Origin of the sequence: Flavobacterium pectinovorum (assembly GCF_900142715.1) — a bacterium.
Taxonomy (GTDB): domain Bacteria; phylum Bacteroidota; class Bacteroidia; order Flavobacteriales; family Flavobacteriaceae; genus Flavobacterium; species Flavobacterium pectinovorum.
Window position 1 is genome coordinate 318,257 of record NZ_FRBX01000003.1, and the last position, 26,633, is coordinate 344,889.

At 33.2% G+C, this 26,633-nt stretch carries 16 protein-coding genes and 1 tRNA gene; 9 read left to right on the forward strand and 8 right to left on the reverse strand.

The window, feature by feature from the left end:
- Window positions 1-41 precede the first annotated feature (41 nt).
- A complete protein-coding gene (gene ypfJ / locus BUE22_RS12055) occupies window positions 42-890 on the forward strand; it encodes a KPN_02809 family neutral zinc metallopeptidase (RefSeq protein WP_073395248.1) in 849 nt (282 codons plus the stop codon).
- 529 nt (window positions 891-1,419) lie between these two features.
- On the opposite strand, the gene BUE22_RS12060 is transcribed toward ypfJ, so the two are convergent.
- The 4 genes from BUE22_RS12060 to BUE22_RS12075 all read right to left on the reverse strand — a co-directional run bounded on the left by BUE22_RS12060 (window position 1,420) and on the right by BUE22_RS12075 (window position 3,945).
- Window positions 1,420-1,493, reverse strand: a tRNA-His gene (locus BUE22_RS12060).
- A gap of 76 nt (window positions 1,494-1,569) precedes the next feature.
- Window positions 1,570-2,286, reverse strand: a complete 717-nt coding sequence (gene bshB1 / locus BUE22_RS12065) for a bacillithiol biosynthesis deacetylase BshB1 (RefSeq protein ID WP_073395249.1) — start codon at window positions 2,284-2,286, stop codon at window positions 1,570-1,572.
- A gap of 145 nt (window positions 2,287-2,431) precedes the next feature.
- Window positions 2,432-3,514, reverse strand: a complete 1,083-nt coding sequence (locus tag BUE22_RS12070; RefSeq protein ID WP_073395250.1) for a chorismate-binding protein — start codon at window positions 3,512-3,514, stop codon at window positions 2,432-2,434.
- Window positions 3,515-3,516: 2 nt separating this feature from the next.
- On the reverse strand, window positions 3,517-3,945 hold the full coding sequence (locus BUE22_RS12075; RefSeq protein ID WP_073395251.1) for a PaaI family thioesterase: 429 nt from the start codon (window positions 3,943-3,945) through the stop codon (window positions 3,517-3,519).
- Between the two features lie 221 nt (window positions 3,946-4,166).
- Here BUE22_RS12075 and BUE22_RS12080 point away from each other — a divergent pair, with 221 nt between their 5' ends.
- The 5 genes from BUE22_RS12080 (at window position 4,167) to BUE22_RS12100 (ending at window position 15,017) form a co-directional block, all read left to right on the forward strand.
- Window positions 4,167-5,681: a hypothetical protein gene (locus BUE22_RS12080; protein WP_073395252.1), complete on the forward strand. Its 1,515-nt coding sequence runs from the start codon at window positions 4,167-4,169 to the stop codon at window positions 5,679-5,681.
- A 296-nt stretch (window positions 5,682-5,977) separates the two neighbouring features.
- The gene (locus BUE22_RS12085; protein WP_073395253.1) at window positions 5,978-7,822 is read left to right on the forward strand and encodes an endonuclease; all 1,845 of its coding nucleotides are present in this window, start codon (window positions 5,978-5,980) and stop codon (window positions 7,820-7,822) included.
- A 357-nt stretch (window positions 7,823-8,179) separates the two neighbouring features.
- Window positions 8,180-11,845: a phosphoribosylformylglycinamidine synthase gene (purL, locus tag BUE22_RS12090; RefSeq protein ID WP_073395254.1), complete on the forward strand. Its 3,666-nt coding sequence runs from the start codon at window positions 8,180-8,182 to the stop codon at window positions 11,843-11,845.
- A 793-nt stretch (window positions 11,846-12,638) separates the two neighbouring features.
- Window positions 12,639-13,070, forward strand: coding sequence for a hypothetical protein (locus BUE22_RS12095; protein ID WP_042563085.1), 432 nt, complete (start codon window positions 12,639-12,641; stop codon window positions 13,068-13,070).
- Between the two features lie 168 nt (window positions 13,071-13,238).
- A complete protein-coding gene (locus BUE22_RS12100; protein WP_073395255.1) occupies window positions 13,239-15,017 on the forward strand; it encodes an AMP-dependent synthetase/ligase in 1,779 nt (592 codons plus the stop codon).
- Between the two features lie 56 nt (window positions 15,018-15,073).
- On the opposite strand, the gene BUE22_RS12105 is transcribed toward BUE22_RS12100, so the two are convergent.
- Complete coding sequence (locus tag BUE22_RS12105) at window positions 15,074-15,703, reverse strand: putative polyvalent protein kinase domain-containing protein (protein WP_073395256.1); 630 nt, start codon at window positions 15,701-15,703, stop codon at window positions 15,074-15,076.
- 214 nt (window positions 15,704-15,917) lie between these two features.
- Between BUE22_RS12105 and BUE22_RS12110 the strand changes: the two genes are divergently transcribed.
- The 3 genes from BUE22_RS12110 to BUE22_RS12120 all read left to right on the forward strand — a co-directional run bounded on the left by BUE22_RS12110 (window position 15,918) and on the right by BUE22_RS12120 (window position 21,835).
- A complete protein-coding gene (locus tag BUE22_RS12110; protein WP_073395257.1) occupies window positions 15,918-16,805 on the forward strand; it encodes a toxin-antitoxin system YwqK family antitoxin in 888 nt (295 codons plus the stop codon).
- Between the two features lie 603 nt (window positions 16,806-17,408).
- Window positions 17,409-20,501: a DUF6493 family protein gene (locus BUE22_RS12115; RefSeq protein ID WP_073395258.1), complete on the forward strand. Its 3,093-nt coding sequence runs from the start codon at window positions 17,409-17,411 to the stop codon at window positions 20,499-20,501.
- 5 nt (window positions 20,502-20,506) lie between these two features.
- Window positions 20,507-21,835 carry an SWIM zinc finger family protein gene (locus BUE22_RS12120; RefSeq protein WP_073395259.1) on the forward strand — a complete coding sequence of 443 codons (1,329 nt, stop codon included), beginning with the start codon at window positions 20,507-20,509 and terminating at the stop codon, window positions 21,833-21,835.
- A gap of 140 nt (window positions 21,836-21,975) precedes the next feature.
- On the opposite strand, the gene BUE22_RS12125 is transcribed toward BUE22_RS12120, so the two are convergent.
- Genes BUE22_RS12125 through BUE22_RS12135 form a run of 3 tightly spaced genes read right to left on the reverse strand, consistent with a single transcriptional unit; the run spans window position 21,976 to window position 26,632 of the window.
- The gene (locus tag BUE22_RS12125; RefSeq protein ID WP_073395260.1) at window positions 21,976-23,034 is read right to left on the reverse strand and encodes a nucleotidyltransferase domain-containing protein; all 1,059 of its coding nucleotides are present in this window, start codon (window positions 23,032-23,034) and stop codon (window positions 21,976-21,978) included.
- A 5-nt stretch (window positions 23,035-23,039) separates the two neighbouring features.
- Window positions 23,040-24,761: a hypothetical protein gene (locus BUE22_RS12130; protein WP_073395261.1), complete on the reverse strand. Its 1,722-nt coding sequence runs from the start codon at window positions 24,759-24,761 to the stop codon at window positions 23,040-23,042.
- Window positions 24,761-26,632 carry a hypothetical protein gene (locus BUE22_RS12135; protein WP_073395262.1) on the reverse strand — a complete coding sequence of 624 codons (1,872 nt, stop codon included), beginning with the start codon at window positions 26,630-26,632 and terminating at the stop codon, window positions 24,761-24,763. The genes BUE22_RS12130 and BUE22_RS12135 overlap by 1 nt, the downstream gene beginning before the upstream one ends.
- Between the last annotated feature and the right edge of the window lies 1 nt (window position 26,633).

Sequence of the window (26,633 nt, forward strand, 5' to 3'; positions counted from 1 at the left end):
TTCGTACAACAAAATTTATAATAACTTTTAATATAATAAATATGAAATGGCTAGGCAGAAGACAAAGTGATAACGTAGAGGACAGAAGAGGACTTTCTGGAGGAAAAGTAGCTGTTGGTGGTGGAGTTATTGGTATAATCATTTTGTTATTAAATGTTTTTGGTGGCGAAACAGGCCAAACTATTGGAAATGTCTTAGAGCAAGTCCAAGGCGGTCAACAACAAACTGAAGCCGCTGCACCATTAAGCAAGGAAGATGAGGAAATGGGGGACTTTGTCAGGGTAATTCTGGCTGATAACGAGGATATCTGGAGTAAAATATTTGAAGAAAACGGAATGACATATAAAAACCCAAAATTGGTGCTTTTTAGAGGTTCTGTTCAAACTGCTTGCGGTGGAGCTTCTTCGGCATCGGGACCATTTTATTGTCCAGGAGATCAAAAAGTATATATGGATTTAGGTTTCTTTGAAGAGCTTAAAACAAAATTTGGTGCCAAAGGTGGTGACTTTGCAATTGCGTATGTTATAGCACACGAAATTGGGCATCACGTGCAAACCTTATTAGGAACCTCGGCTAAAATGCATCACGAACAAGAAGGAAAAAGCGAAGCAGAAGCTAATAAACTTTCGGTTGCATTAGAGCTGCAAGCAGATTTCTACGCCGGAGTATGGACACACTACAATCAGAAAAATTTAGATACTGATGATATCGACGAAGCTTTAAGTGCTGCAAATGCTGTTGGTGATGACGCCATTCAAAGCAAAATGAGCGGTCAGGTTGTTCCGGACTCATTTACACATGGGACTTCAGAACAAAGAATGTACTGGTTTAAAAAAGGCTTTAAAACAGGCGATATTAAACAGGGAAATACTTTTGAGGAAATTCGATAATACAAACCAAATATAATTAACCAACTAAAAGCATGATTTAAACGTCATGCTTTTTTTGTTTCACAAAAATAAATATTCCAATGTTGTGTGTTTTTGAACCATATAAGTTATATAAGTTCATTTAATTATGTGGAGTAATCTTTGTCAAAGTTTTAAACTTTGACAAAGATTGGCGGTTTTGTTTGTAGATCGTAGCGTCCCCGTGGTTGAAACCACGGATTATAATCGTAATCGATTGGAATTTGGAATTTATTTTTTGGAATTTATTTCTTTATTCTTTTAAACATAGCCAATGGTTTCAACCATTGGAACACAATACATTTCCGTAATACATTTTCACGATTCAATTTCAAGATCCATAACCTGTGTCCCCGTGGTTGAAACCACGGGCTATATTCAAAATTGGAGTTGGGATTTGAAATTTGAATCTGGTTTTTGGAATTTGGTCCCGAAGCCTCGGGATAAAATTTAGAATTTAAATTAGGCGCACAAAAAAAGCCTTGAATTTCTTCAAGGCTTTAAATTTCTGGGTGGCTGACCGGGTTCGAACCGGCGACCCGCGGCACCACAAACCGCTACTCTAACCAGCTGAGCTACAACCACCATTTTGCTTAGCGGTTGCAAATATACAACTAATGTTTACTTCCGCAAATAAAAAATTGAAAAAATATTGAACTTTTTACATCAAATCTTCTAAGCTATTGACTGCCAAACATCTTTCGACAGTAAAACCTTCAGCAAAATCTTTGTTAACAAGCCTTCCTAAGTCCTGCGCACGGTAATTTAGGCTTTCCAGAAAGTTTTTGCTTGTTATTGGCGTTGCAGGTTCTTTTGAATTCGGATCGTAAAACTGAGTTTTATAAGCCAAAACTGCCTCTACCTTTTTTTGTTCAAAACCTGTAATGTCAACAACAAAATCAGGTTCTAAGTTTTTCCACTGAATATAATGGTAAACCACTTTGGGTCTCCAGGCTTCTTGTTTCTCTCCGTCGATCGAAGTTTCGATTTTCATTAACCCTGATAAAAAACAGGCGTCAGAAACTAATTTACTTCCTTTTCCATGATCGATATGGCGATCGTCAACCGCATTGCACAAAACGATTTCAGGTTTGTATTTACGAATCATTTTAATAACTTCAAGCTGGTGCTTTTCATCATTTACAAAAAAACCGTCACGCATTTCTAAATTTTCACGTACTAAAACGCCTAAAATTTTTGCCGCAGCTTTTGCTTCTTCGTCTCTTGTTTCGGCTGTTCCGCGCGTTCCTAATTCGCCACGGGTTAAATCAACGATTCCCACTTTTTTACCAAGGGAAACTTCTTTTAATATAGTTCCTGCGCAACCTAATTCTACATCGTCCGGATGTGCGCCAAAGGCTAATATGTCTAATTTCATCTGCTTTTTGTTTTCTTTGTTTCAGGTTTTAAGTTTCAAGTTCTAAACTTTGGCTGAAAACTAAATAATCTTTTTTATTTTCTTTGTTTTACGTTTCAGGTTCACGTTCCAACAACTTGAAACCTGAAACCTGAAACTTTTATTTTTAACAACTACTGTTCTTTTTTATATTCAAAACTCTTTTCATCGTCATCGATTTATTGACGCTTTCCTCCCACTCTTTCTCCGGAATGCTTTCTTTGGTAATACCGCATCCCATGTATAAAATGGCGCTTTTTTCCTGAATTTGCATACTGCGTAAATTTACGAATAAATCAGAACTTACTGTTTTACGCGCAAAACTGCTGTTTAATTCTCCCAGAAAACCAGTGTAAAAAGTTCTGTCATAGTTTTCATTTTCAATAATAAATGCTTTTGCTTTTTTCTTTGGCAAGCCGCAAACTGCTGGCGTTGGATGCAAGGTATCGATAACTTCTTCAAGTGTCGAATTATCATTTAAAACTCCCGAAATATCGGTTTTAATATGCCAGATCGATCCGGCTTTTATGCTGTAAGGTTCTGTAACAATAACTGATGACGCTACTTCGCGCAATCTTTTTACGATAAAATCAGTAACATATTGCTGTTCGTCTTTTTCTTTTTGCTGCCAAAGAATTTCTTCTTCCAGATTTGCTTTTTGAGTTCCGGCAAGAGATGTGGTTTCAAAAACATTTCCATTTGCTTTTAATAATTGTTCTGGTGTTGCTCCCATCCAAAAACCAATCTGGGGATGAAAAAAGCAATAGGAAAAAGTCGTTGGATACAAATGAATCAAACGCTGAAAAGTAATCACAAAATCAAGATCTGTCAATTCCAATTTTTCATTTCGGGATAAAACTACTTTTTTGAATTCTTCGTTTTTAATGGCGTCGATTCCTTTTGTAACTAAATCTTCGTATTGAGTTTTTGCTTCAGGATCAAAACCTAAATCATCAATTTCATTAAAATCAAATTTAATTTCCTTTTGTTCGGTACTTATAATTTTGGATTGCTTTTCGGGAATTAAAATCAATTGTTTCTCATCAAAAGAAGCAAAAACAAATCCCTGTTCGCTGTAATCTGTAACTGTATATAAAGTATCGTCTTGCTGTAAAAAGGCAAAAAGAAGCGACGAATTGGGTTTAGAATAAATTACAAAAGGCAATTTTTGTTCCTGGTGTTTTCGGATTGTAGAAAAAAAGTCGTTCATAATTAGTTAGCTTTTTTATCTAAAACCATATTAGTCAATTTACAAAGTGAAATTAAATTTCCTTCTTCATCGGTAATTTTAATTTCCCATAAATGAATACTTCTTCCTTTATGAATAATTCGTGCTGTACCAAAAACCCAGCCTTCGCGAATACTTTTTAAGTGGTTTGCCGAAATTTCGATGCCGCGTACTTCCTGTAATTTTGTATCAATAAAGAAGAAAGACGCTGCACTGCCAACACTCTCCGCTAAAGCAACCGAAGCGCCTCCGTGTAAAAGTCCCATTGGTTGATGAACGCTTGGGTTTACAGGCATTTTGGCTACTAAAAAATCTTCGCCTGCATCAATATATTCGATTTTTAGCGTCTCCATCAAGGTGTTTTTGGTAAACTGATTGCAGCGCTCTAATATTTGTTCTTTGGTATAATTCATTAAAATGGACTTTAAAATCGTAAAATTAAAGAAAAGATGAGTTACAAATTCGAAAATCCAATTCTATTATTTAAAATCAGCTTCAAACATGTAAGTTTTTTGTTATTTTTACAGAACAATAAAAATATTTGATACAAATTACACAGATTAAATTTTATTAGCAAAGAATAGAAAATCATTTAAACCTGTACAATCTGTGGCAAAAAAACAACTTCATTAAAATGCGTCAATACTTTACATTCTTCATTCTTGGTTTGCTTATAACTTTTAGTTCCTGCCGAACTGATTTTGATACCGTTGCCAGTTCGGGAGATTTAAAGTTTTCAAAAGATACCGTTTATTTAGATACCGTTTTTAAAAATATTGGTTCAAGCACGTATCAACTAAAAGTGTACAATAAAAGTAAAGATGATATTTCGATTCCAACCATTCAGCTTAAAAAAGGATTGAATTCTAAATACCGAATGACGGTTGACGGAATGAACGGAAACAATGGCAAAATCTTCAATGATGTAACGCTTTTAGCCAAAGACAGTTTGTATATTTTTATAGAAACAACGGCGGATATTACAGATGCAAACCCAACCGATTTTTTATATACCGATGAAATTCAGTTTGATGGCGGTTCGAATCTTCAGGAAGTAGCTTTGGTCACTTTAATTCAGGATGCCGTTTTTCTTTATCCGAAACAAAATCCTGACGGAACAAAAGAAAAAATCGAGATTGACGGAAAATCAGTTGATGGTTTTTATTTGGATGAAAATGATGCGGTAAACGGAAATGAGCTGATCTTCAACAATCAGAAACCTTATGTAATTTATGGTTTTGCAGGAGTTCCGGAAAGTAAAACTGTCATTTTTGAGGCCGGAGCGCGAGTTCATTTTCATGCCAATTCAGGACTTTTTGTAGACAACAATGCTTCTCTTCAAATTAACGGAGATGTTTCAACGACCGAAAAACTCGAAAACGAAGTTGTTTTTGAAGGCGATCGTCTGGAACCTGAATATTCTGATGTTCCCGGACAATGGAGTTCTATTATTTTTTCTAAAGAGAGCACCAATCATTCGATCAATCATTTAACGTTGAAAAATGCAACGATTGGTTTATCAATTCAAAATCAGGATGAAACAGCTTTTCAAATCAAAAATACTCAAATTTACAATTGTGCCGAATATGGAATTTTAGCTCAAAATGCTCATCTTAATGGTGAAAATATTGTCATCAATTATTCTGGTTTGGCAAGTTTGTCTTGTGTTTATGGCGGAAATTATAGTTTTACGCATTGTACTTTTTACAATAATTGGCAAAGCAGTTCACACTTTGCAGTGAATTTAAGCAATAGTTTGGCTGGCGCAACTCCCGAAACGAATCCGTTGATTCAGGCAACTTTCAATAACTGTATTATTTATGGTTCGAGTACCAACGAATTCAATTTGAGTAAAAATACTGCGGCAGCTTTTGTATATCAATTAAACAATTGTCTATTAAAATTTAGCAGTTCTTCATCAAATCCAGATTATCAGTTTAAAACAGATACAGAACATTATAATCAAATTATCTTAAACGAAAATCCGAAGTTTTATAATGTTAATCTCAACAAATTCAATATAGACAATACTTCTCCCGCTTTCGCGAAAGGAAATCAGGCGTATATAATTCCGTTGGATATTATTGGAGCGACAAGAACTTCTTCTCCAGATTTGGGCGCTTATCAGAGTGATGTTTTTCCAAAATAAAGATTTGCCACGAAGGCGCTAAGACGCTAAGTTTTTTTTAAGTAACCATTAAACGTACTGTTTGTGATTTCTCGTTCCTCGAAATGACAAAAATGAGAAAAAAAAACTTTGTGCCTTAGCGCCTTCGTGACAAAAAAACACAACCGTAAGAAAATATATCCAAAAATAATCATTCCTTAACTCAGCGTATTTATAAAAGTAGTAGATTTGTTACAATTACAAAATTAAACTTCTCATAATCAATTTATTGAAAAGTTTATTTTGAAGTATTTTCAACCAAACCTAAAAACTATTTTATGAAAAAAATTTACTCTTTTTTATTCCTACTACTTTTTACAGTCAGTTTTGCGCAGATTCCAAGTGGTTATTACAACACCGCAACAGGAACAGGTTACACTTTAAAAACACAATTATACAACATTATTAAAGGTCATACTGACAACGGTTATGCAGGTTTGTACACGACGTATCAAACTTCTGATGTTGATAATTTTTACGAAAATGACGGAACTGTTCTGGACATGTATTCTGAAAATCCATCGGGAACAGATCCTTATAATTATAGTACAGGAAGTACGCAACGCTGCGGAAATTATTCTGTAGAGGGCGATTGCTACAACAGAGAACATATTATTCCGCAATCTGTATTTAATGAGCAGTCACCAATGGTTGCCGACGCGCATTTTATTACGCCAACCGACGGAAAAGTAAACGGAATGCGTTCCAACTATCCGCATGGCACGGTGAGTTCAGCAACTTACACTTCTCAAAACGGAAGCAAATTGGGATCAAGTTCTGTATCGGGATATTCGGGAACTGTTTTTGAACCTGTAAATGCTTTTAAAGGAGATATTGCCCGAATGTATTTTTATTTTGCAACACGTTATGAAAATACCGTTTCTGGTTATTCTTTTCCAATGTTTGATGGTTCTGCCAATAAAGTATTTACAACAGCTTTCTTAAATGTTCTTTTGGCGTGGCATGCACAAGATCCTGTAAGTGCGAGAGAAATTGCGAGAAACAATGCCATTTATGGGCGTCAAAATAATAGAAATCCATACATCGATCATCCGGAATATGTGAATCAAATTTGGGGAGGAACTTCTTCTACAGATTCTCAGGCCCCAACTGCTCCAACGAGTCTGGCTTCGACATCAAAAACTTCAACATCAATTACACTTGCGTGGAATGCATCTACAGATAATGTAGCCGTTACAGGTTATGATGTTTATGCCAACAGCGTTTTCAAAACAACAGTTTCCGGATTATCAGCAACAATAACAGGATTAACGGCTTCAACAAGTTATTCTATTTATGTAAAAGCAAAAGATGCGGCCGGAAATACTTCTGCGTCAAGCAGTACAATTGCCGTAACAACGAACAGCAGCGGAACAGGCGGAAATGCAACAGATTTGCTTTTCTCTGAATACATAGAAGGTTCTGGAAATAACAAAGCGCTGGAAATCGCGAATAATACAGGAAGTTCTGTGAGCTTATCGGCTTACACGATTAAAAAACAAACCAATGGAGCGGGTTCATGGAGTACTGGTTTGGCTTTAAGCGGAACTTTAACCACAGGAAGTAAATTCGTAATTGTAAACAGTTCTATTTCTTCGACCTGTTATTCTACAAGTGCCGCGAATATTTCAACTTCCGGAACGGAATTAATGTTTAATGGAAATGATGCTGTAGGTTTATTCAAAAATGGCGTTTTAATCGACATCATTGGAACTTTTAGCGGCGGAACGGCTAACTTCGCTATTGATGTTACTTTAAGAAGAAAATCGACTGTAACTTCTCCATCGACAACTTTCAATTTAAGTTCGCAATGGGATTCGTATGCAACTGACACTTGCAATAATCTGGCAAGCAAAATCGCGAAACCAATCGACGAAGAAATTATTGATTCTGATGAAATTATCATTTACCCAAATCCTTCTGACGGAAACTTCTATGTTGGTTTTGATAATTTGGATACGACTTATTCTATTGAAATTATTTCGTTTGAAGGACAAAAAGTTTTCGAAAAACAAAATACTACAGATTCAGCCATATCGGTAAGTCATTTGGCAAAAGGAATTTATATTGTTCAAATCATTACAGATTCTAAAACGCTGATTAAAAAAATCATAATCAATTAATTTTCTCACCACATAAGTGATATAAGGAATTGAAGTAAAGTTTGCTCGCGAAGTCATGATGGCTTTGCGAGCATTTTTTTTCATTTTACAAGAATACTTTCGTCTAGTTTGTCATCTCGACGGAGGAGAGATCACACACGGAACTCTACAAAGATTGGCGATTCAGTTTGCGGAGTTTCTAGTGTGATCTCTCCTCCGTCGAGATGACAAACAGTACGATTAATCATTACTTTAACTAAAAACTTTGCGCCTTCGCGCCTTTGTGGCAAAAACTTTAAAAGAGTTTGTTTTCAAATTTGCGCTTGCTATTTATTTAAACTAAATTTGCACCTTCAATACAACAAACTACACATCACAATGATCCATTTCTTTGAAAACCAAAGCAAAACTGTTTTTGCCGTACAAACGCAAAACGAAATTTCGGCTCAAGACATTTCAAAATTAAACTGGCTTTTTGCCAACTCCAATAAGATCGAGAAATCCGCACTGTCGGATTTTTTTGTTGGTCCACGTGCCACAATGATCACACCCTGGAGTACAAATGCTGTAGAAATTACTCAGAATATGGGTATTCCTGGCATCATCAGAATTGAAGAATTTTTTCCGGCAACGGAAGATTTTACAGATTTTGATCCGATGCTTTTTCAAAAATTCAATCAATTAGATCAGGAGATTTTTACGATCAATGTTCAGCCGGAACCAATATTGGAGATCGATGATATTGCGACTTACAACAAAGTTGAAGGTTTAGCTTTAAGCCAGGAAGAAGTTGATTACTTAGATAATCTTGCTGTAAAACTGGGAAGAAAACTTACTGATTCTGAAATCTTTGCTTTCTCTCAGGCAAATTCAGAGCACTGTCGTCACAAAATTTTCAACGGAACTTTTGTTATTGATGGTGAAGAAAAAGAAACTTCTCTTTTCAAATTAATCAAAAAAACATCACAGGAAAATCCTAATGATATAGTATCTGCATACAAAGACAACGTTGCTTTTGTAAAAGGACCAAAAGTGCAGCAGTTTGCACCAAAAACAGCTGACAAACCAGATTATTACGAGATCAAAGAATTTGATTCGGTTTTATCTTTAAAAGCAGAAACACATAATTTTCCAACAACAGTTGAACCTTTTAACGGAGCTGCAACAGGTTCCGGAGGAGAAATTCGTGACCGTTTAGCAGGTGGACAAGGTTCTTTGCCATTGGCCGGAACAGCAGTTTACATGACATCTTATTCTCGTTTAAACGATGACAGAAAATGGGAAAATGCTGTTGAAGAAAGAAAATGGTTGTACCAAACTCCAATGGATATTTTAATCAAAGCTTCAAACGGAGCTTCTGATTTTGGAAATAAATTCGGTCAACCGCTAATTACAGGTTCAGTTTTAACTTTCGAACATGGAGAAAACGACCGTAAAATTGGTTACGATAAAGTAATCATGCAAGCAGGTGGAATTGGTTACGGAAAACTAGATCAGGCAATAAAAAAGAAACCACAAGAAGGCGATAAAATCGTAATTCTGGGTGGAGAAAATTATAGAATCGGAATGGGTGGAGCTGCGGTTTCATCTGCAGATACTGGTGCTTTTGGTTCAGGAATCGAATTAAATGCCATTCAGCGTTCGAATCCTGAAATGCAAAAACGTGCTGCAAACGCGATTCGTGGTTTGGTAGAAAGCGACCATAACCCAATTGTCTCGATTCACGATCACGGTGCGGGCGGACACTTAAACTGTCTTTCTGAATTGGTGGAAGAAACAGGAGGTTTAATCGATTTAGACAAATTGCCTGTTGGAGACCCAACACTTTCTGCAAAAGAAATTATTGGTAACGAATCTCAGGAAAGAATGGGATTGGTTATTGGTCAAAAAGATATTGATATTTTGCAAAGAATCGCCGACAGAGAGCGTTCGCCAATGTATCAGGTTGGAGATGTAACGGGAGATCACCGTTTTACTTTTCAATCTAAATCAAATGGTTCAAAACCGATGGATTATGCTTTGGAAGATTTCTTTGGAAGTTCTCCAAAAACGGTTATGACCGATAAAACTATCGACAGAAAATATGCTGATGTTAGTTACGACGGCGCCAATTTCGAAAGTTATTTAAAAGATGTTTTACGTCTGGAAGCTGTTGCTTCAAAAGACTGGTTAACGAATAAAGTAGACCGTTGTGTGGGTGGAAAAGTTGCTAAACAACAATGTGCAGGACCTTTGCAATTGCCTTTGAATAATGTTGGCGTTATGGCTTTGGATTATTTAGGTAAAGAAGGTATCGCAACTTCTATTGGCCACGCTCCTATTGCTGCTTTGATTGATCCGGTTGCGGGAAGCAGAAACGCTATTGCAGAATCATTATCAAACATTATCTGGGCACCAATTAAAGACGGATTGAAAGGAATTTCATTATCAGCAAACTGGATGTGGGCTTGTAAAAATGAAGGTGAAGACGCTCGTTTATACGCTGCTGTTGAAGGCTGTTCTGAATTTGCAATTGAATTGGGAATCAATATTCCGACAGGAAAAGATTCACTTTCGATGAAACAAAAATATCCAAATGACGAAGTAATTGCACCGGGAACGGTAATTATTTCTGCAGGAGGAAACTGTACAGATATTAGGAAAGTGGTTGAACCGGTTTTACAAAAAGACGGAGATTCAATTTATTATATCAATTTGTCTCAGGATGATTTCAAATTAGGAGGTTCTTCTTTTGCACAAATCAGAAATACTATCGGAAAAGAAACTTCGACAATAAAAGATGCTTCTTTCTTCAAAAATGCGTTTAATACGATTCAGGAATTAATCGGCGAAAGCCAGATTTTAGCGGGTCACGATATCGGAAGCGGTGGTTTAATTACAACTCTATTAGAATTGTGTTTTGCTGATGTGAATCTTGGAGCTAAAATTGATTTCAGCGCTTTCGCGGAAAAAGATTTATTGAAAATTCTTTTCGCTGAAAACATCGGAATCGTTTTCCAGGCAAAATCTGATGCTGCTGTTGAAGCGAAATTGAAACAAAATAATATCGAATTCTTCAAAATTGGTTCAGTTCAAAGTACGCCAAGTTTGGAATTTGGTCCCGAAGCCTCGGGATATAATTTGGATATTGCGGAGTATAGAGATGTTTGGTTTGAAACTTCTTATTTATTAGATCAAAAACAATCTAAAAACGGAACTGCAAAAGCACGTTTTGAAAACTATAAAAATCAAGCTTTAAATTATACTTTCCCAGCTCACTTTACTGGTCAGGCTCCTGTAATTGATGCTTCTAAACCAAGACCAAAAGCAGCTATTATTCGTGAAAAAGGAAGTAATTCTGAGCGTGAAATGGCAAATGCAATGTATTTGGCTGGATTTGATGTAAAAGACGTTCACATGACCGATTTAATTTCTGGTCGTGAAACTCTTGAAGATATTCAGTTTATTGGTGCGGTTGGAGGATTCTCTAACTCAGATGTTTTAGGTTCTGCAAAAGGTTGGGCCGGAGCTTTCTTATACAACGAAAAAGCAAAAACAGCTTTGGATAATTTCTTCAAAAGAGAAGATACTTTATCTGTTGGAATCTGTAACGGTTGCCAGTTGTTTATGGAATTAGAAGTAATTAATCCGGAGCATGAAGTGCACGGAAAAATGCTTCATAACGATAGTAACAAACACGAAAGTATCTTTACTTCTGTGAAAATTCAGGAAAACAATTCGGTTATGTTATCGACATTGGCCGGAACTACTTTAGGAGTTTGGGTTTCTCACGGAGAAGGTAAATTCAATTTACCAATGGGTGAAGAAAATTACAACATTGTTTCGAAATACGCTTACGAAGGATATCCTGCAAACCCAAATGGTTCTCATTACGATGTAGCCATGATGTGTGATAAAACAGGTAGACATTTGGTTACAATGCCTCATATTGAGCGTTCGACTTTTCAATGGAACTGGGCACATTATCCAAAAGACAGAAATGACGAGTTTACACCTTGGCATGAAGCTTTTATCAACGCCAGAAAATGGATTGAGAATAACTAATATTTTACTAAAAATGCTCGATAAATTCGAGCGTTTTTTTTTGCTACGAATTCACGAATTTTACTAATTAATATTGACTAAAATAAATTCGTGAATTCGCGGCAAAAAAAAAAAAAATGCCTCAGCACTATCCCTATTAGCTGAGGCATTTTTATTTAAAACCTTTTGGTGCCGAAGCAACTCCTGTTACAACATTTGATGCACTTAAAGCAAACAACCCTGAAGTGATCGAATCTTGTCCCCCAAAAAAAGATTCTCCACGATTGTATTGCTAAACAATACGTCTCTTGCCCTCCGACCAACAAGCCTGAGTCAATCGCTGCAACGGTCCACCAAGGTTCTGCATCTGGTGGCGGCGTCTTTTTTTAATAAAACGCCTCCACAAATTTGAGTATTAGTTCCACACTTACTCATTTTATATAAAAAGCAGTTTCAGTATTCAAGAATAATGGCTGCCTGTTTTTGCTTTTCTGTTTACTAATTTTAGCGAGGTAAAACTACTCTTTACTTCAAAGAATTAATAAGGGAATTTCCCGTTTCTTATAGGGGAAAAACACCCTTTTTTCATTTCTTCATAAAAAACAACTCTGAGGTTTCATAAACTGCATAATTCAGAAAAATCAGAAGAATATCAGTTACTTATTCAATAAAACCCTTCTGAAAATAAAAAGTTTAAAAAAACACATTCATATTTATTTCCGATTTCTTTTTCTATTGAAATTTGAACTATATTCGCCAAAAAGTTCCTGCCACGAAAACTTTTTTAACCCAAAAACATTAAAACCTACATACAATGAAAATCCTAAGAATACTTCTTATTGCATTATTTTTTATTGCTACAAAATCTCATTCACAAGTTCAGGTAGATGCCATTAATTACAAAAATCATGAGCGTTATATAACAACTACACTTAATTATCCCGTTCCGGGAACTTATTTACCAATAGGTCAAAAAGCGCCTAGTACGGTCTTAAACCCTGATGGAACTGGCGTTATCCAGAATGCAGATTTAAGTAAAAGTAAAATTAACTGGGGAATTGAATGTACCGACGAAGGCACACCCATTTTTAAGGAAGGTTTTAATAGCGCATCTTATACTTTTTGGTACAGAATTACAGACAGCGAAGAGTGGAATTACACACAGCTTTCTATACATTTCCTTAAGAAAAGAATGTTCCTGATGGGAGAAAGAGTAAAAGAATATGAAGATTATAACGTACAATAATTGTGCATTAATTTAAATATTTCTTTGTTTTTTCTAAATTTTGCTACAAAAAAGAAAACGTTTTCGTTCATTTTCAATAGTACCTATAATTTTTCCCATAAAATTTCATAAAAATAAAAATTATACCTTATTTTTATTTAATTTGCAGTAAAATTCAATATATTAAACATGGTTTCAATCACACGCCTTTTTGATTTTCCTTATTATCAACAAGAGACTTATAACCTTCCGGTTGCTTTGGCAACTAAAAAAAACGGGGTTTGGGAAAAAACATCCACACAGGAATATATTGCAAAAGCTAATGCTGTTTCGAGAGCATTATTGCGCATGGGTGTTCAAAAAGATGACAAAATTGCTTTAATTACTTCTAATAATCGTACGGAGTGGAATATCATGGATATTGGTATTTTACAAACGGGAGCACAAAATGTTCCTATTTACCCAACAATTGCCGAAGAAGATTACGAATATATATTAAACCACAGCGGCAGTATTTACTGTTTTGTTTCGGATACCGAAGTATTGCGAAAAGTAAATGCCATAAAAGCGAATGTACCCACTTTAAAAGAAGTGTATACATTTGATGAAATTGCAGGTGCCAAACATTGGTCTGAATTATTGACTTTAGGCGCAGACGAAAGCAACCAGGCTGAAGTTGAAGCTATAAAAGACAGTATTAAAACAGATGATTTAGCCACAATAATCTACACATCCGGAACTACAGGAAAACCAAAAGGAGTAATGTTATCGCACAAAAATATTGTGTCGAATGTTTTAGACAGTGCGCCAAGAATTCCGTTTGATGCAGGAAAAAGCACCGCTTTGAGCTTCCTGCCTATTTGCCATATTTTTGAAAGAATGATTTTGTACATCTATCAATATTATGGTGTTTCGGTTTATTTTGGAGAATCGATTGATAAAATTAGTGATAACTTAAAAGAAGTTCAGCCAACTGTAATTACAGCGGTACCAAGACTTCTGGAGAAGGTTTACGATAAAATTTATGCCAAAGGCGGCGAATTAACCGGCATTAAGAAAAAACTATTTTTCTGGGCTATTGATTTAGGTTTAAAATACGAACCATACGGAGCCAATGGTTTTTGGTATGAATTTCAGTTAAAAATTGCCAGAAAACTTATTTTCAGCAAATGGAAAGAAGGATTGGGTGGAAAATTAGATTTAATGGTTTCCGGGAGTGCTGCTTTACAGCCACGTTTATCAAGAGTTTTTGCTGCTGCAGAAATTCCGGTTATGGAAGGTTACGGATTGTCTGAAACATCACCGGTAATTGCCGTAAACGATCAAAGAAACAAAGGTTTCAAAATTGGAACCGTTGGAAAAGTAATTCGCAACGTTGAAGTAAAAATTGCCGAAGACGGTGAAATTCTTTGCAAAGGACCAAACGTAATGTTAGGTTACTATAAAGATCAGGAAAAAACAGATGAAGCTTTAAAAGACGGATATTTCCACACGGGAGATATTGGTGAAATTGATAGCGAAGGTTTCCTTAAAATTACCGATCGTAAGAAAGAAATGTTTAAGACTTCGGGCGGAAAATACATTGCACCTCAGCTTATAGAAAACGCCATGAAACAATCTCGTTTTATTGAGCAGATTATGGTAATTGGTGAAGGCGAAAAAATGCCTGCAGCTTTTATTCAGCCAAACTTTGAATTCGTAAAAGAATGGGCAAAATTGCATAAAGTAACTTTAGGAAATTCTAACGAAGAAATCGTGAAAAACGAACAAGTTGTAAAACGTATTGACAACGAAATCGAAGAAATCAACAAAAAATTCGGACACTGGGAACAGATAAAACGTTTTGAATTAACTCCGGATGTTTGGTCTATCGATGGCGGACAACTGACTCCTACTTTAAAACTTAAGCGTAAAATTATCAAAGAAATCTACAAAGATCTTTACACTAAAATATACGGTCAAAATTAAATAAATCAAGATAATACAAACCAACTGAAAACGGCTGTCGATTGACAGCCGTTTTTTTATTGGTCTTTATAAAATGCTTCTGTAAGATAGAAAACTGTATCTATGAAAAATAAATTATCATCAAAAGTTAGAACATTTTCATCATGTAAATCTTCAAGAATAATACCAACTTCTGGATTAAAATAATCGTTATTTCTAGTATTAACAAAACCATTAGAAATTAAAAACTGCTTTACATTTTCTAATTCCGTATCACAATTAGATTCTACAAATTTCTGTTCTACAACAGCATAAAGTGTATCATCTTGTTCATAAAATCCAATTAATTGATAAGCTGTATCAGGAAAAAAGTAATTATTTAATAATAAATTATTGAAATAATCTTTCCAAGACTCATAATAAATACTATCGTTTAGCTTGATTACTTTGTGTTTGTTTTGAAGATAAACTTTTTGCTCAGCGCCAGAAGAGATAAAAGCATTAATATTTATATAAGTAATCCAAAAACTGTTTCGATTACAAAATTCTTTTATCAACGCTGTTTCTTCACTTTTGATTTGCTTGCCTGACTCAAACGTTCCGCTTGCGCTCTTGCTTTTTCTAAGGTAACGGGAGATTGTTTGGATAGAATTTCCATGCCTAACTTGGCTCTTTCCTGAAATGATATTTTGTAGTTCATTTTTCATGAAGTTTATAATGCAAATATAAAGATTTAAAGTTTAGTATTATTGGTTATTCAATCGAAGTAAGAAAAAACATATATTTACAACACGCGAAAACAACCAAGACCGTATTTAATCATATTAAAAAAAATTCAATAAATAAATAAATATATTATTGATTACTTCAAAGATTAAATAATTAAAAAACTTATCTGAACCAATTTAAACAAAGAGAAAATTGAAAAAAAATATTTTATTATCAGTGTTAGTTTGCTTACTATTTTCTTGTTGTAAGAAAAAAACAATAATTGAAAATGAATTAGATACAATAGGAATCAATAAAGAAAATTATAATGTAATCGACACATTTTTTTATGAAAGTAAAAAAATAAAAACTTTACGGTTTTACAAAGAAAAATCAGATTACATTATGGTTGGGTTTTACGAATCGGGAAAAAAGAAATCAATTGTCAATATTAAAAATAATAATCAAATTTATGATACAATTATTGATTGGTACGAAAATGGAAGACCTAAATGGGTCCGTAAATATGACAATAATGGAGTACAGATAGGAAAAAACATTAATTTTAGAGAAAATGGAAGCCTTGAACATGAGTATGATAATGAAAAAGAAGAATCAACCGATTATTGGCCAAATGGAAAACCAAAATTTAAATTCGTAGAAAACGTATCGCAAAGTTATCATTATCTCAATGGCAACTTTATGGAAAAATATACACACAAAACACAAAAAAAAGGTGAATATAACGTAGAATATTTTAATGAAAATGGAGGTTTGGTTTTTTCAGGACTTTATAGAAAAAGGATTCTTTTTAAAGACAATTTAAGATATAATGGAAAAATCATTTGCTATTTTAACAATGGAAAAATTTCACATTTTGAAAATATTGTAAATGGAATTCCGAATGGAAAATTTTATGCTTATTATGGTAATGGGAATCTAAAATATGAAAGTAAAGTAGAAAATGCGGAAGAGATTTATTATAAAGGATATTATGAAAATGGAAAAGTTAATATTATTCGAGACGGAATAAAAAATACTTTTACGCAGTGGGACGAAAAAGGAAAACTAATAGAACAAGTACCTCTTACGGGAGATTAGCTAGAAACAACTAAGTATTTTTATCAAATCAATCGTGTGTTTTTTACGGATCATTATTTTTACAGAAACCCGCAACAGGACTCGTTTGATATTGTAAATTTCAAAGTTTTACTTTTAGTTTAATCATTAAACATTTGGTCAATTATTTTTTTAATTATTTTTAGTTAAGGGTCATTTTTTATCATTTCAAACTTCTTTTTGGTCAAAATGAGCCAGGTCGAGCTCTCCTTTTTTATGATCTAAAACAAAAAAAGCGTCCCGATAAGGACGCTTTTATATATTTATGTTGAGTTTGTAACTACAATTTACACTTCAATTCATTAAAATACATACCACATCCTGAACATTGAGCCGGAGAAAATCCCGCTAAACGATCGCTATATTGTCTTACTGACAGATTGATATGTATGTTTTTAATTTTCATTTCGGGGCAAATGTAAGCGTTTTATTAATATAATTTAACAATTCTATAGTATTAGTCCTGAAATATTTATCGGATTGTTTAAAAATTTTAACCTAAATTTTCCCTGAAAAGCCCGGATAAACCTTAATAATTTTATATTTTTGAGAATATACGCACTCTCATTCAGCCCAGAAACAAATATGAAAAAATACCTCAAATACATCGATGGAAATTCCGATAAGTTTTGGCAAATTGAAGTTACAGGATTAGAATATACGGTGACTTACGGCAAAAACGGAACTTCGGGAACTTCTCAAACCAAATCATTTTCTACAGACGAAGAATGTCTGAAATCAGCAGAAAAAATACTTGCCGAAAAAGTAAAAAAAGGATATTCAGAAACCGGTGATGTTGCCGTTGCCTCAAAACCAAAAACAGCTAAAAGTGCTAAATCTGATGAAGTTATTGAAGAATATGACACTATCATAAAATCTAAAAATATTGATTTGCTTTTGCCTTTTCTAAAAGAAAAATCAAAAGGAAATATTGAGGCTTTAAAAAAACAGATTAAGAAAAGTAAGCGTTACTTTATGACATATACTGATCTTACAAAAGATCCGGGTTATGTAAAAAAAGACAAACACGATTATGGCTGGGGAACCCGCGGCGATAAAAAACAAAGTGATATTATTACCCTTAGTGCCATTGCATTATTCGATAAAACCGAAATCAATTCCTGGGATGAAGCTTTGAGCTTATTGAATGAAATAGACGAAAGGCCTACGGTTCTGGATGTTTTATTGTGGGCAAAACCCAATTGGCTCGATACCTTTATTTTAGATAAAGTAAAAAGACAGGATTGGGTTGGATTTAATTATCATATTCTGCGTAAATTAGAAGAGCATGATTTATTGCAATATAATGCCGAATTATACGCTTTGACCCTTGCGGCAACAAATGAATGGCGTGCAAAGATGAAGACCAGAAGATTCATTAATAATTCATTAAACGACAAACTAACTTATCAAAGGGATATTCCCGAATTGTTTAATTATGAAACGATTCTGCACAATAGTTTCTTTAGAGATAATGATTCTCAAAAACATGATGAATTTCAGACCTGGACGGTTATTTATCAATCTTTATTAGAAGAAAAAAAGATGGATCGCGCATTTTTTATCGAAAATGCCATCCTGATTCAAACCAAAGAATGGAACAATAACCTGAAATCATTTTTTAGAAAAAGAATCGAAGAATTTAATGTTACAGCCGATGAACTTATCATTCATCAGGAAAATATATTCTCTTATTTACACAATCCGTATCCGCCAATAACAAGTTACGGAATTGAATTGATCAAGAAAATGTATGATCATCCAAAATTCAAAACTAAATCATTCCTGGAATGGCTGGAACCTTTAATGATGCGCAGCGATTGCAAAGCAGCCATTAAAAACGTTCTGCCAATATTAGAAAAAATAACTAAATCAAATCCGAAACTAAGCCCGGCAATTGCATCCATTATTGCTGATGTTTATGTCATTGCCGATTTGGCTTTGCAGGAACGCGCTACCAAAATTATTACCAAAATTGCCAACGTAAAAGATAAAGTGCTTAAAGAGAAATTGTCATCGTACGTAACAATGATGCAGGGAAATATAAAATCCGGATTAACGCAATTTTTAGATGAAGATAGTCTGGTTGTTGATGATTCTGCTTTAGAAGAATATGTATTTGACCCTCAAAAAGAGTTATTGCTTACAGAGGAAGTTCAGTTGCCAAAGGATTGGAATGATGTTGTTTTTCAGTTTGGAAATTTCATAAATTCTGATGAAACTGTAGATGCAGAAATTCTGTTGAATATTTATATCTCGCAACGGGATTTGTTTCCGGCAGATTATGCAGCGCAATTGCAGCCCTATGAAAAACAATTGCAGAAACATTATTTTGAAAGTGTTCACAAAAATTTCGTGAAGGCATTTTTACAATCTAAAATCGCCAACATCGATAACAAATTCAATAGTAAAGTCAATCATTATTCAAAGATTAATACCACTTTATTAATGCAGCCTTTGCTGGAGAAAGTTCAGCAAAAAATAGATTCCAATTCTACTTTACCCCTGCTCTCTTTTCCGAGTCATAAACCGTATTGGGTGGCTCCAAAAGTTTTGTTAGAAAGGGTTATTGCGTATCAAAACACCAACGAAGAAATTGATTCTGTCGATCTTGCTATTGCAATCGCGCGTATGCCGAGAGAAAATGTCGAAGATGCCATTCCGTTATTGGATAAAATTGAAGGCGAACTCAAATCCTTATTATCGTTTTGTCTGGGCGTAAACGACAAAATCGAATTAGACGAGACTTCTATGTTCTCGAAACTATTGGCAACAATGGGAAAAACGACCAAAGAAACCGGAAAATTATCGCTTTGGGCGGTTGCGGCAAGAACTTTTTATCCTAATGATACTTTTGCTGAATTTGAAAATACGTATCTGAAAGACATTCCGTTTGTGGTGTCTCCTTTTAAACCGAATGTTCAGTTTAAAGAAAAATGGAATGAATGGACAAATTATCAAACCAAAGAAAAAGAGCGAACGCCATCCTGGTACGAACTAAAATTTGATTTGCCTAATTATTCTAAAATTCCGAATTATTTGCTGTACAGTCTTGATGCTTATCAGCGCTCAAACAGTTGGGATTATTTACTAAATTATGCAGGAAACACCTATTTCTGGCATAGTCTTACTCCTCAAAATTCAGATGCACTGGCATTGACTTTATTGCAAAATTGCGTAACTGGCGATGGAGCAAAACCAGAGTTAAAAGGGTTTCTGGAGATTATAAACCGCCCGGAATTTCGATTCTCGGATATTAGCCTGCTATTGTTTGCATGTACTTTCTTTCAGGAGAAAAAAGATTTACGCTTACTGGCATCTGAAGTTTTGATTCAGTTAATCGAAAAACAAGCTATTGATGTTGAACTTTTTGCTCATAAAATAGCATATCTCACAACAGAAAAATATGGCGTGTTTTTAAGATTAGTCGACGGATTAATTGCCCTGAAAGATGTTTCGCCTTTGCATAATAATGCTTTATTGAAGTTGCTCAACTCTTTCTTTGCCAATCTTGATTTAAAGGAAAAATTGCCAACGAACTTCAAGAAAATCATCGAAAACTATCTGGATGTTTTAACAAAAACCAATCAGAAACCATCTGCAAAAGCAATAGTTTTCTTCGAACAATGGAAAGATAATGCATCGCTTAAATCATTGATTAAGCAAATTTTAAAATAAAGAAAATGACAGATCTAGAATATAATTATAAAGGAATTTCGACTTACAGTAAAACCAAAGGCATTAATAATCTGGTTTTGGCACATCAAACCGAAATCGAAGAAGTCAATAACATTCCGTGTTTTTTCTGGGGAAGTTTGACTGATCCTTATGTTACTGCAAAATGCTGGACTACGATTGCCAAAGTAGTTCGTTCCAGTTTTGGACCCATTCCGCCAAGTCTTCGCGATCCTATTGTTTCGGCAGGATCTGAGCGATTGCGTTTCGAAGGGTTTTCGTCCTGCAACGGCGTTTATGTGCGACTGGACATGAAACCTGAAGCGATCGATGGAGAATTTATTGCTAACGGAACAACAAATGTCGATTTTAATGATCCGATGCTGAATGCTTTGAATGCAATTCAGAAAAACGAAAAAGTAACACTTGCCGTTGGTCAGCAGGATGTTCAGGTTATTACGAGCAAAGCAAAAGTGACCGAGAAAAAAGTAACCTTGCCCATGCGCTGGATAAAAGGTTTAACGAGTGTTCAGTTGTATCTGGCAGATATGGATATTAAGTTTGAATTGAATAAAATTCAGACGATTCAGCTGTTTCAAAGTTTACCAAAAGGGTCTGTAAAAGGCGATTTTTTCATAACCAAAAGAGCCGGAAAATTTATGTTTTCGACTTTGGCTACAGCCGATAGTGTTAGAATTGGCGGTGTTCAAAGATTGCGTTTGTTAGAAGGAATTCTGGCCATTGTAGATAAAATTTTCATCTACGAATCGTCAGACAAACAAACGTGTGCCATAGTCGCCGAATTTGGAAAAATGCAGCTTTTAATGGCTTTTTCTCCAGATTCGTACCGCGGATTTTCTGGCGAAGGAAATGTACTCGAAACCATGACCGAAAACTTACCGATAGAATGGGTTTACGGATTAAACAGTTTATTAAAATCCAACGAAACTTTTGACCCAACGATGCTTTCTATCGAAAATGATATTGATTTTGGCACGATGGATAATCTGACTTCTAATTTATCCTCAATGGGATTATTGGGTTATGATTTAAGCGAAAAAACGCATTTCTACCGTCGTCTCCCTTTTAAAACCGAACGTATTTTATCGCTCAACCCAAGACTTAAAAATGCCAAAAAACTATTAGCTAACGAAGACATCGAAATCGTCGAGCGAAGAGCCGATTATATCGAAGCCAAAGTAAAAGGCTCCGGCGTTGTACACAAAGTAATTATCGACAATAATTCGCAAAGATGTACTTGCGACTGGTTTACGGCTTATCAGGGTAAACGAGGAATTTGTAAACATATTTTGGGGGTTAAGATGATGGTTTCCTGATATTAGTTTTTATATAAAAGAAAATCGCCCTGATGTTGGGGCGATTTTAGACGCAGATTATACGGATTCGCTTTCGCGAAAACGCTGATTTATACGGATTTTTTTTACAATGTGTTTTTCTCTAATTCTCATACGCTTTATTACCGATACAATTCCTCTCTTATTTTAATTAAAGTTTGAATTACTTTCTCTTCGTTTGGCTTTTCAGGAAGAGTTGATGTTTCGTAATGTTTTTCTATTGAAATAATTAAATTATCTGCCATTTCGAGCAAATCATCATATTCCTTATTTCCTGCTTTTATGTCTAATAATTCGTCGCGATTAGCAACACGAATATTTAATTTTTCGGTTGACAGAATTTGTTCTGCGGTTTGCAAAAGTCTGATCGTGTGCATCATGTTTTTGCTGTCGTAATTTTTTCCATGTTGTTGATTTGTATTGTAACGATCTTCGTTTCGTTTATCAATCCAACTCCAATATTCGGTGTATTCTTTGCAATATTTAGAATATCCGTCCTGATTGCAGGACAAATAACCAATTAGCTTTTCGTTTTTAGGAATTGATGAAAGTGAAACTTCATTTGAGCTTTCTTTTTGAATAATTCCTTTATAACCTAAACTTTTATCCAGATCATAAAACAACGCAAACATTCCTTTTGAATTGGGCAAATTCACCAAACCGCATTGTTCCTGATTCAAATTATTTTCTGTCAAGAAACTGTTTGCAGCAATGGTTTCATAACCTTTTAAAACATAACAAAAATCCAAAAGGCTTTTCTTTTCCTTTGGCATTGGGTTTACAATTTTCTTGTTTAAACCTCTCGCTTTTTTGATTTGCGTTACTGCATAACCCGCAAAAGAATCTTTACAGAGTTTAGATAGAAAATCTTCTAGTTGCAAATGTTCCATTAACGGATGTTTGTACAAAATACAATCTTCCGGAGAAGCTAGAATCTCAAGAATATTAGGATTATTTTTAAGCAGTAATTCTACAAAACGACCAATTTCGTAATAAACCTCATCATTGGTCTCATTACTTATTTGCGGAATATAATCTAATCCAAAGAATTTTTCTTTTGGCAAATAATAAACGCCTTTGATATCGGTATCTGATGTTGGCGTATTTAACCCAAAAGATTTACTTCCCGAAATAACTTCGAAAAGGATTAGGTTTTGAGATTTTAGGGTTTGGATGGTCATTTTAATTAATTTACATGATTACGCCAATGATCAGGAAAATATGGTGTTTTATAATAATAGTGTGCAATAGTTCTTAGTGCAGAAAATCCACATCTGTCAGTCCTATATTCAAACTGAAATTCTTCCTTTCTTTTTGAAAGTTTCTTTTTAAAATCTTCAAATAATAATTCTTTGTCAAATTCTGAAAACATACTTGTTTCAATCTGATAGCCATCATTAACTGACCTTGAAAATAATTGTTCTTCTAAATCATTTTCGGTGTCTTCAATTAGATGTTTTGAATTTGAATTAATACTATGATGCGGGATAAATAAACCCAAAGTAATATCGTTTTCAACAATAAATTTTCTTGTATCATAATATGTTTCCTCTAAATCTAAAATTGCAATATATTCCATTATCACTGCTAATAATGGTGAAACAGAATCAATATAATGAACAGGTTTTACACTGGTAACTGTATATTTTATAACACTTTCAATGTTGTTAGCTGCATCAGGAAATTTGTTATATTTCTTTTTAAGAAACTTTAAATAACCTAATATATTCAGTAGGTATTGCTTTGCTGATTCAATATCACCAAAATAAATTAATAGATTAATATTATCAATTATTGGGATTGAGTGAATATCGAGTAAAGGTCTTGACAGAACATTTATATTTTGTAAGGTGTTGTTAATTCTATCGATGTAGCCTTTATACTGGTCTTTTTGAATTCTATCTTTAGATGAGATAATATAACAATTTAGCATAACATTAAAATCATAACTTCTAACCGTATAACCTATCTGCTCATATCTGCCACCATTTTCATAATGTAATCCATCTTTCAACTCTAAGAGGTTTATATTTCTTTCTAAATATTCTTCAATAGTGGAATTATAGAAACTGTAAAACTGATTGAATAAATTTAAAATTTCTTTATTTGTTTCTAATTTGTTTTTTAAAATCCAAAACCAATATTTTAAGATTAAATGAGTAAGATATTTTTTTGCTATTGATAAATTATTATAATTTTTTGATTCTGTATAAATTATATAAGCTATTAAGTTAACAGATTGAAATATAAGCTTTTGTTTTCGGTTAAGCTTACTTTTATTTTTAGAAAATGAATTTTTGAATAATAAATTATCTAATAAATCGTCAAAGTCTTTTGATACATTTTCATTTGCATTAAGATTTACTAAAACCCTATTATATAGCCTTATGTTTTCATCATTGATTAAAAGATATTTGTTGAATATTTCTTCAGATAATAATTTCGCTAAATCAAAGATATTCCATTCTTCAAACTCAATTCCCTTCTCAATAAACTCTTTTTGTGAAAAACCATTGAGCGAGGTTCTAATTTTCTCACTAACCATGCCATTGAAAACTAATACAACTTTAATAGGTAATTTATCAAAATCTTTGTAAGTAGTTTTAAAATCGGCATCTATAGTCATTCTAAGAGTATCCCGTACCCCATTATCTGGCATATTCCATTTTTGAGAGTCAATATCACCTGCTTTTAATTCAAAATAGAAACGCTTTTTAATACCATCTTTTGGATCAATTTTTACCGCAACAATATCTTTACCGTATTGTGAAAATCCTTTATATTCTTTTGGGGTAGATAGTATTTCATATTCTAGTGTTTGAAGTAGAATTGTAAAGATTACATCTAATTCATTATCTTCTTTTAAAGATTGTAAATATTCCTTTATTATTGTTGGTTTAATATTCATTATTTATTAAATCTTTCAAGTTGATATTCGTATAATTCTGGATTTTTATATACTCTAGTATCTATATACATTTGAGTTTCAACTTTCCCTAATGGCATTACATTATCCTCATGTTCAAATTTCCAACTGTTACCTCTAATAATTGAAGTATTTTTGAATAAGCTTGAAAGTCCAGAAGGATTATTTCTTACGCTTTCCATCATTTTAGCATTATTCTCATTTTCTAATTTATAATAAAAATCTATATAAGACTTTTCATTGTAATATGGATTTAAGTCATTATTCTTGTGTTTTAACTCTTTAATCTCTTTATATAATTCAAGAGATTGTTTTATAGGTCTCAAGAAAGATATTTTTTTTCCTGACTTAGGGATTAAGTTTTCCAACCATTCAATTAAAATTTCGTTGTAACATTCACAAACTAATATACTTAACTGCATTTGAAGGTTCTCAAATACTTTGGGAAATTTTGAATCTTTTAGTCTAATTAATATCGGTAACAGTTTATCAAAAGAATGTGGATAATTGCAAATCATTGCTATTGCTAGAACTTGGTCTTCTTCGTCTTTAAGTTTTAATAAATCAATTTGCATTGGATTTTCTCTTCCAGTCATTATTATTTCAATAGGTAATAATCCTGTTTTTTTTTTGGTCGATATTAATGATATAATAAAATCTTCTGTTTTTTCTCTTGAAGTTGACCAAAAATGTGATAATGGTTGCTCAAAAATACTAATATAGTTTCTATTCCAGCCACTATTATAAATAACAGCAATCAAGTGAAATAAGTATTTAGGTTCTTTAAAATTATAAAAATATGAACTTATTGCTTTGAAATTTTTTGTTCGGTTTAAGTAAGCGTGTAACAGTTCGTATTTTAGTTCTTCAAACTTTTCAAAACCATATGTAATTGTATTGAAATAGCTATTTATTTCATTATCATCAGAATTTTCAAAAAACTCAAATAATTTGTTTGAAAGCGTTTCAGAATCTGCAGAAGTAATAAATTGAGAGTTCATTAAACTTTCAATAATTCTCGTTTTATGGAATAAATATTCAGTATCATTATCTTTTAGTAAGATTTCAAATAGTTCATCATAAACCAATTGAGAGTTTAGATTTAATAATGAATAAGCCCATAGTATTTCTTTTGTGTTATTTATTAATCTTTCTTTTAGTTTTTCTAAATATTCTATTTTACCTTTATTAATCATCGAAGTAATTAGAATTACTAAATAATGGGATGTTTCTTCTTGGTATTTATCTATAATGTTTTGTATCAAACGAATTGAAAACTCTTCATGTTTTTCAACAATTAGATGAAGATAATTATTTAAATAATACCTACTGTTTTCATCATTATTTGTTTCTAAAAATTCAGTAATTTGTTCTATTTCAATACCTTTTAAAACAAGAAATTTAAAAAATAAGTCATTGAAATTTCTTAACTCATAAATAACATTTGTTTGCTTTTTGAGTTCATTATAATAAGAGATAATATTTATTCCTTCTCTGTCTAATTCTACTAAATAATTAACTTTAAACGCATTAAATATTTCAGAGTAAGCATTTATTATATTACCATATTTATTTTCGTTTTTTATAAGTTCTTCAAGTTTATTAATAGTTTTAAAAGATTCAGAGATTTCATTAGATAAGTTAATATTTAATTTTGAAGTAATTAGCTTTTTCAAATAATCATATATGTCTTTTGAATATAAATCAACTTTATATTTACCATCAGTATTGTCTTTAATTATCCCATTTTTTTCTAATTCAGAATATTTTTTTAAATCAAGAGAATCAATTAAAGTTTCTCTAGTTTGAAATATATGTTTGAATAAATTTTCTAACTGTTTTAATTGTTTCATA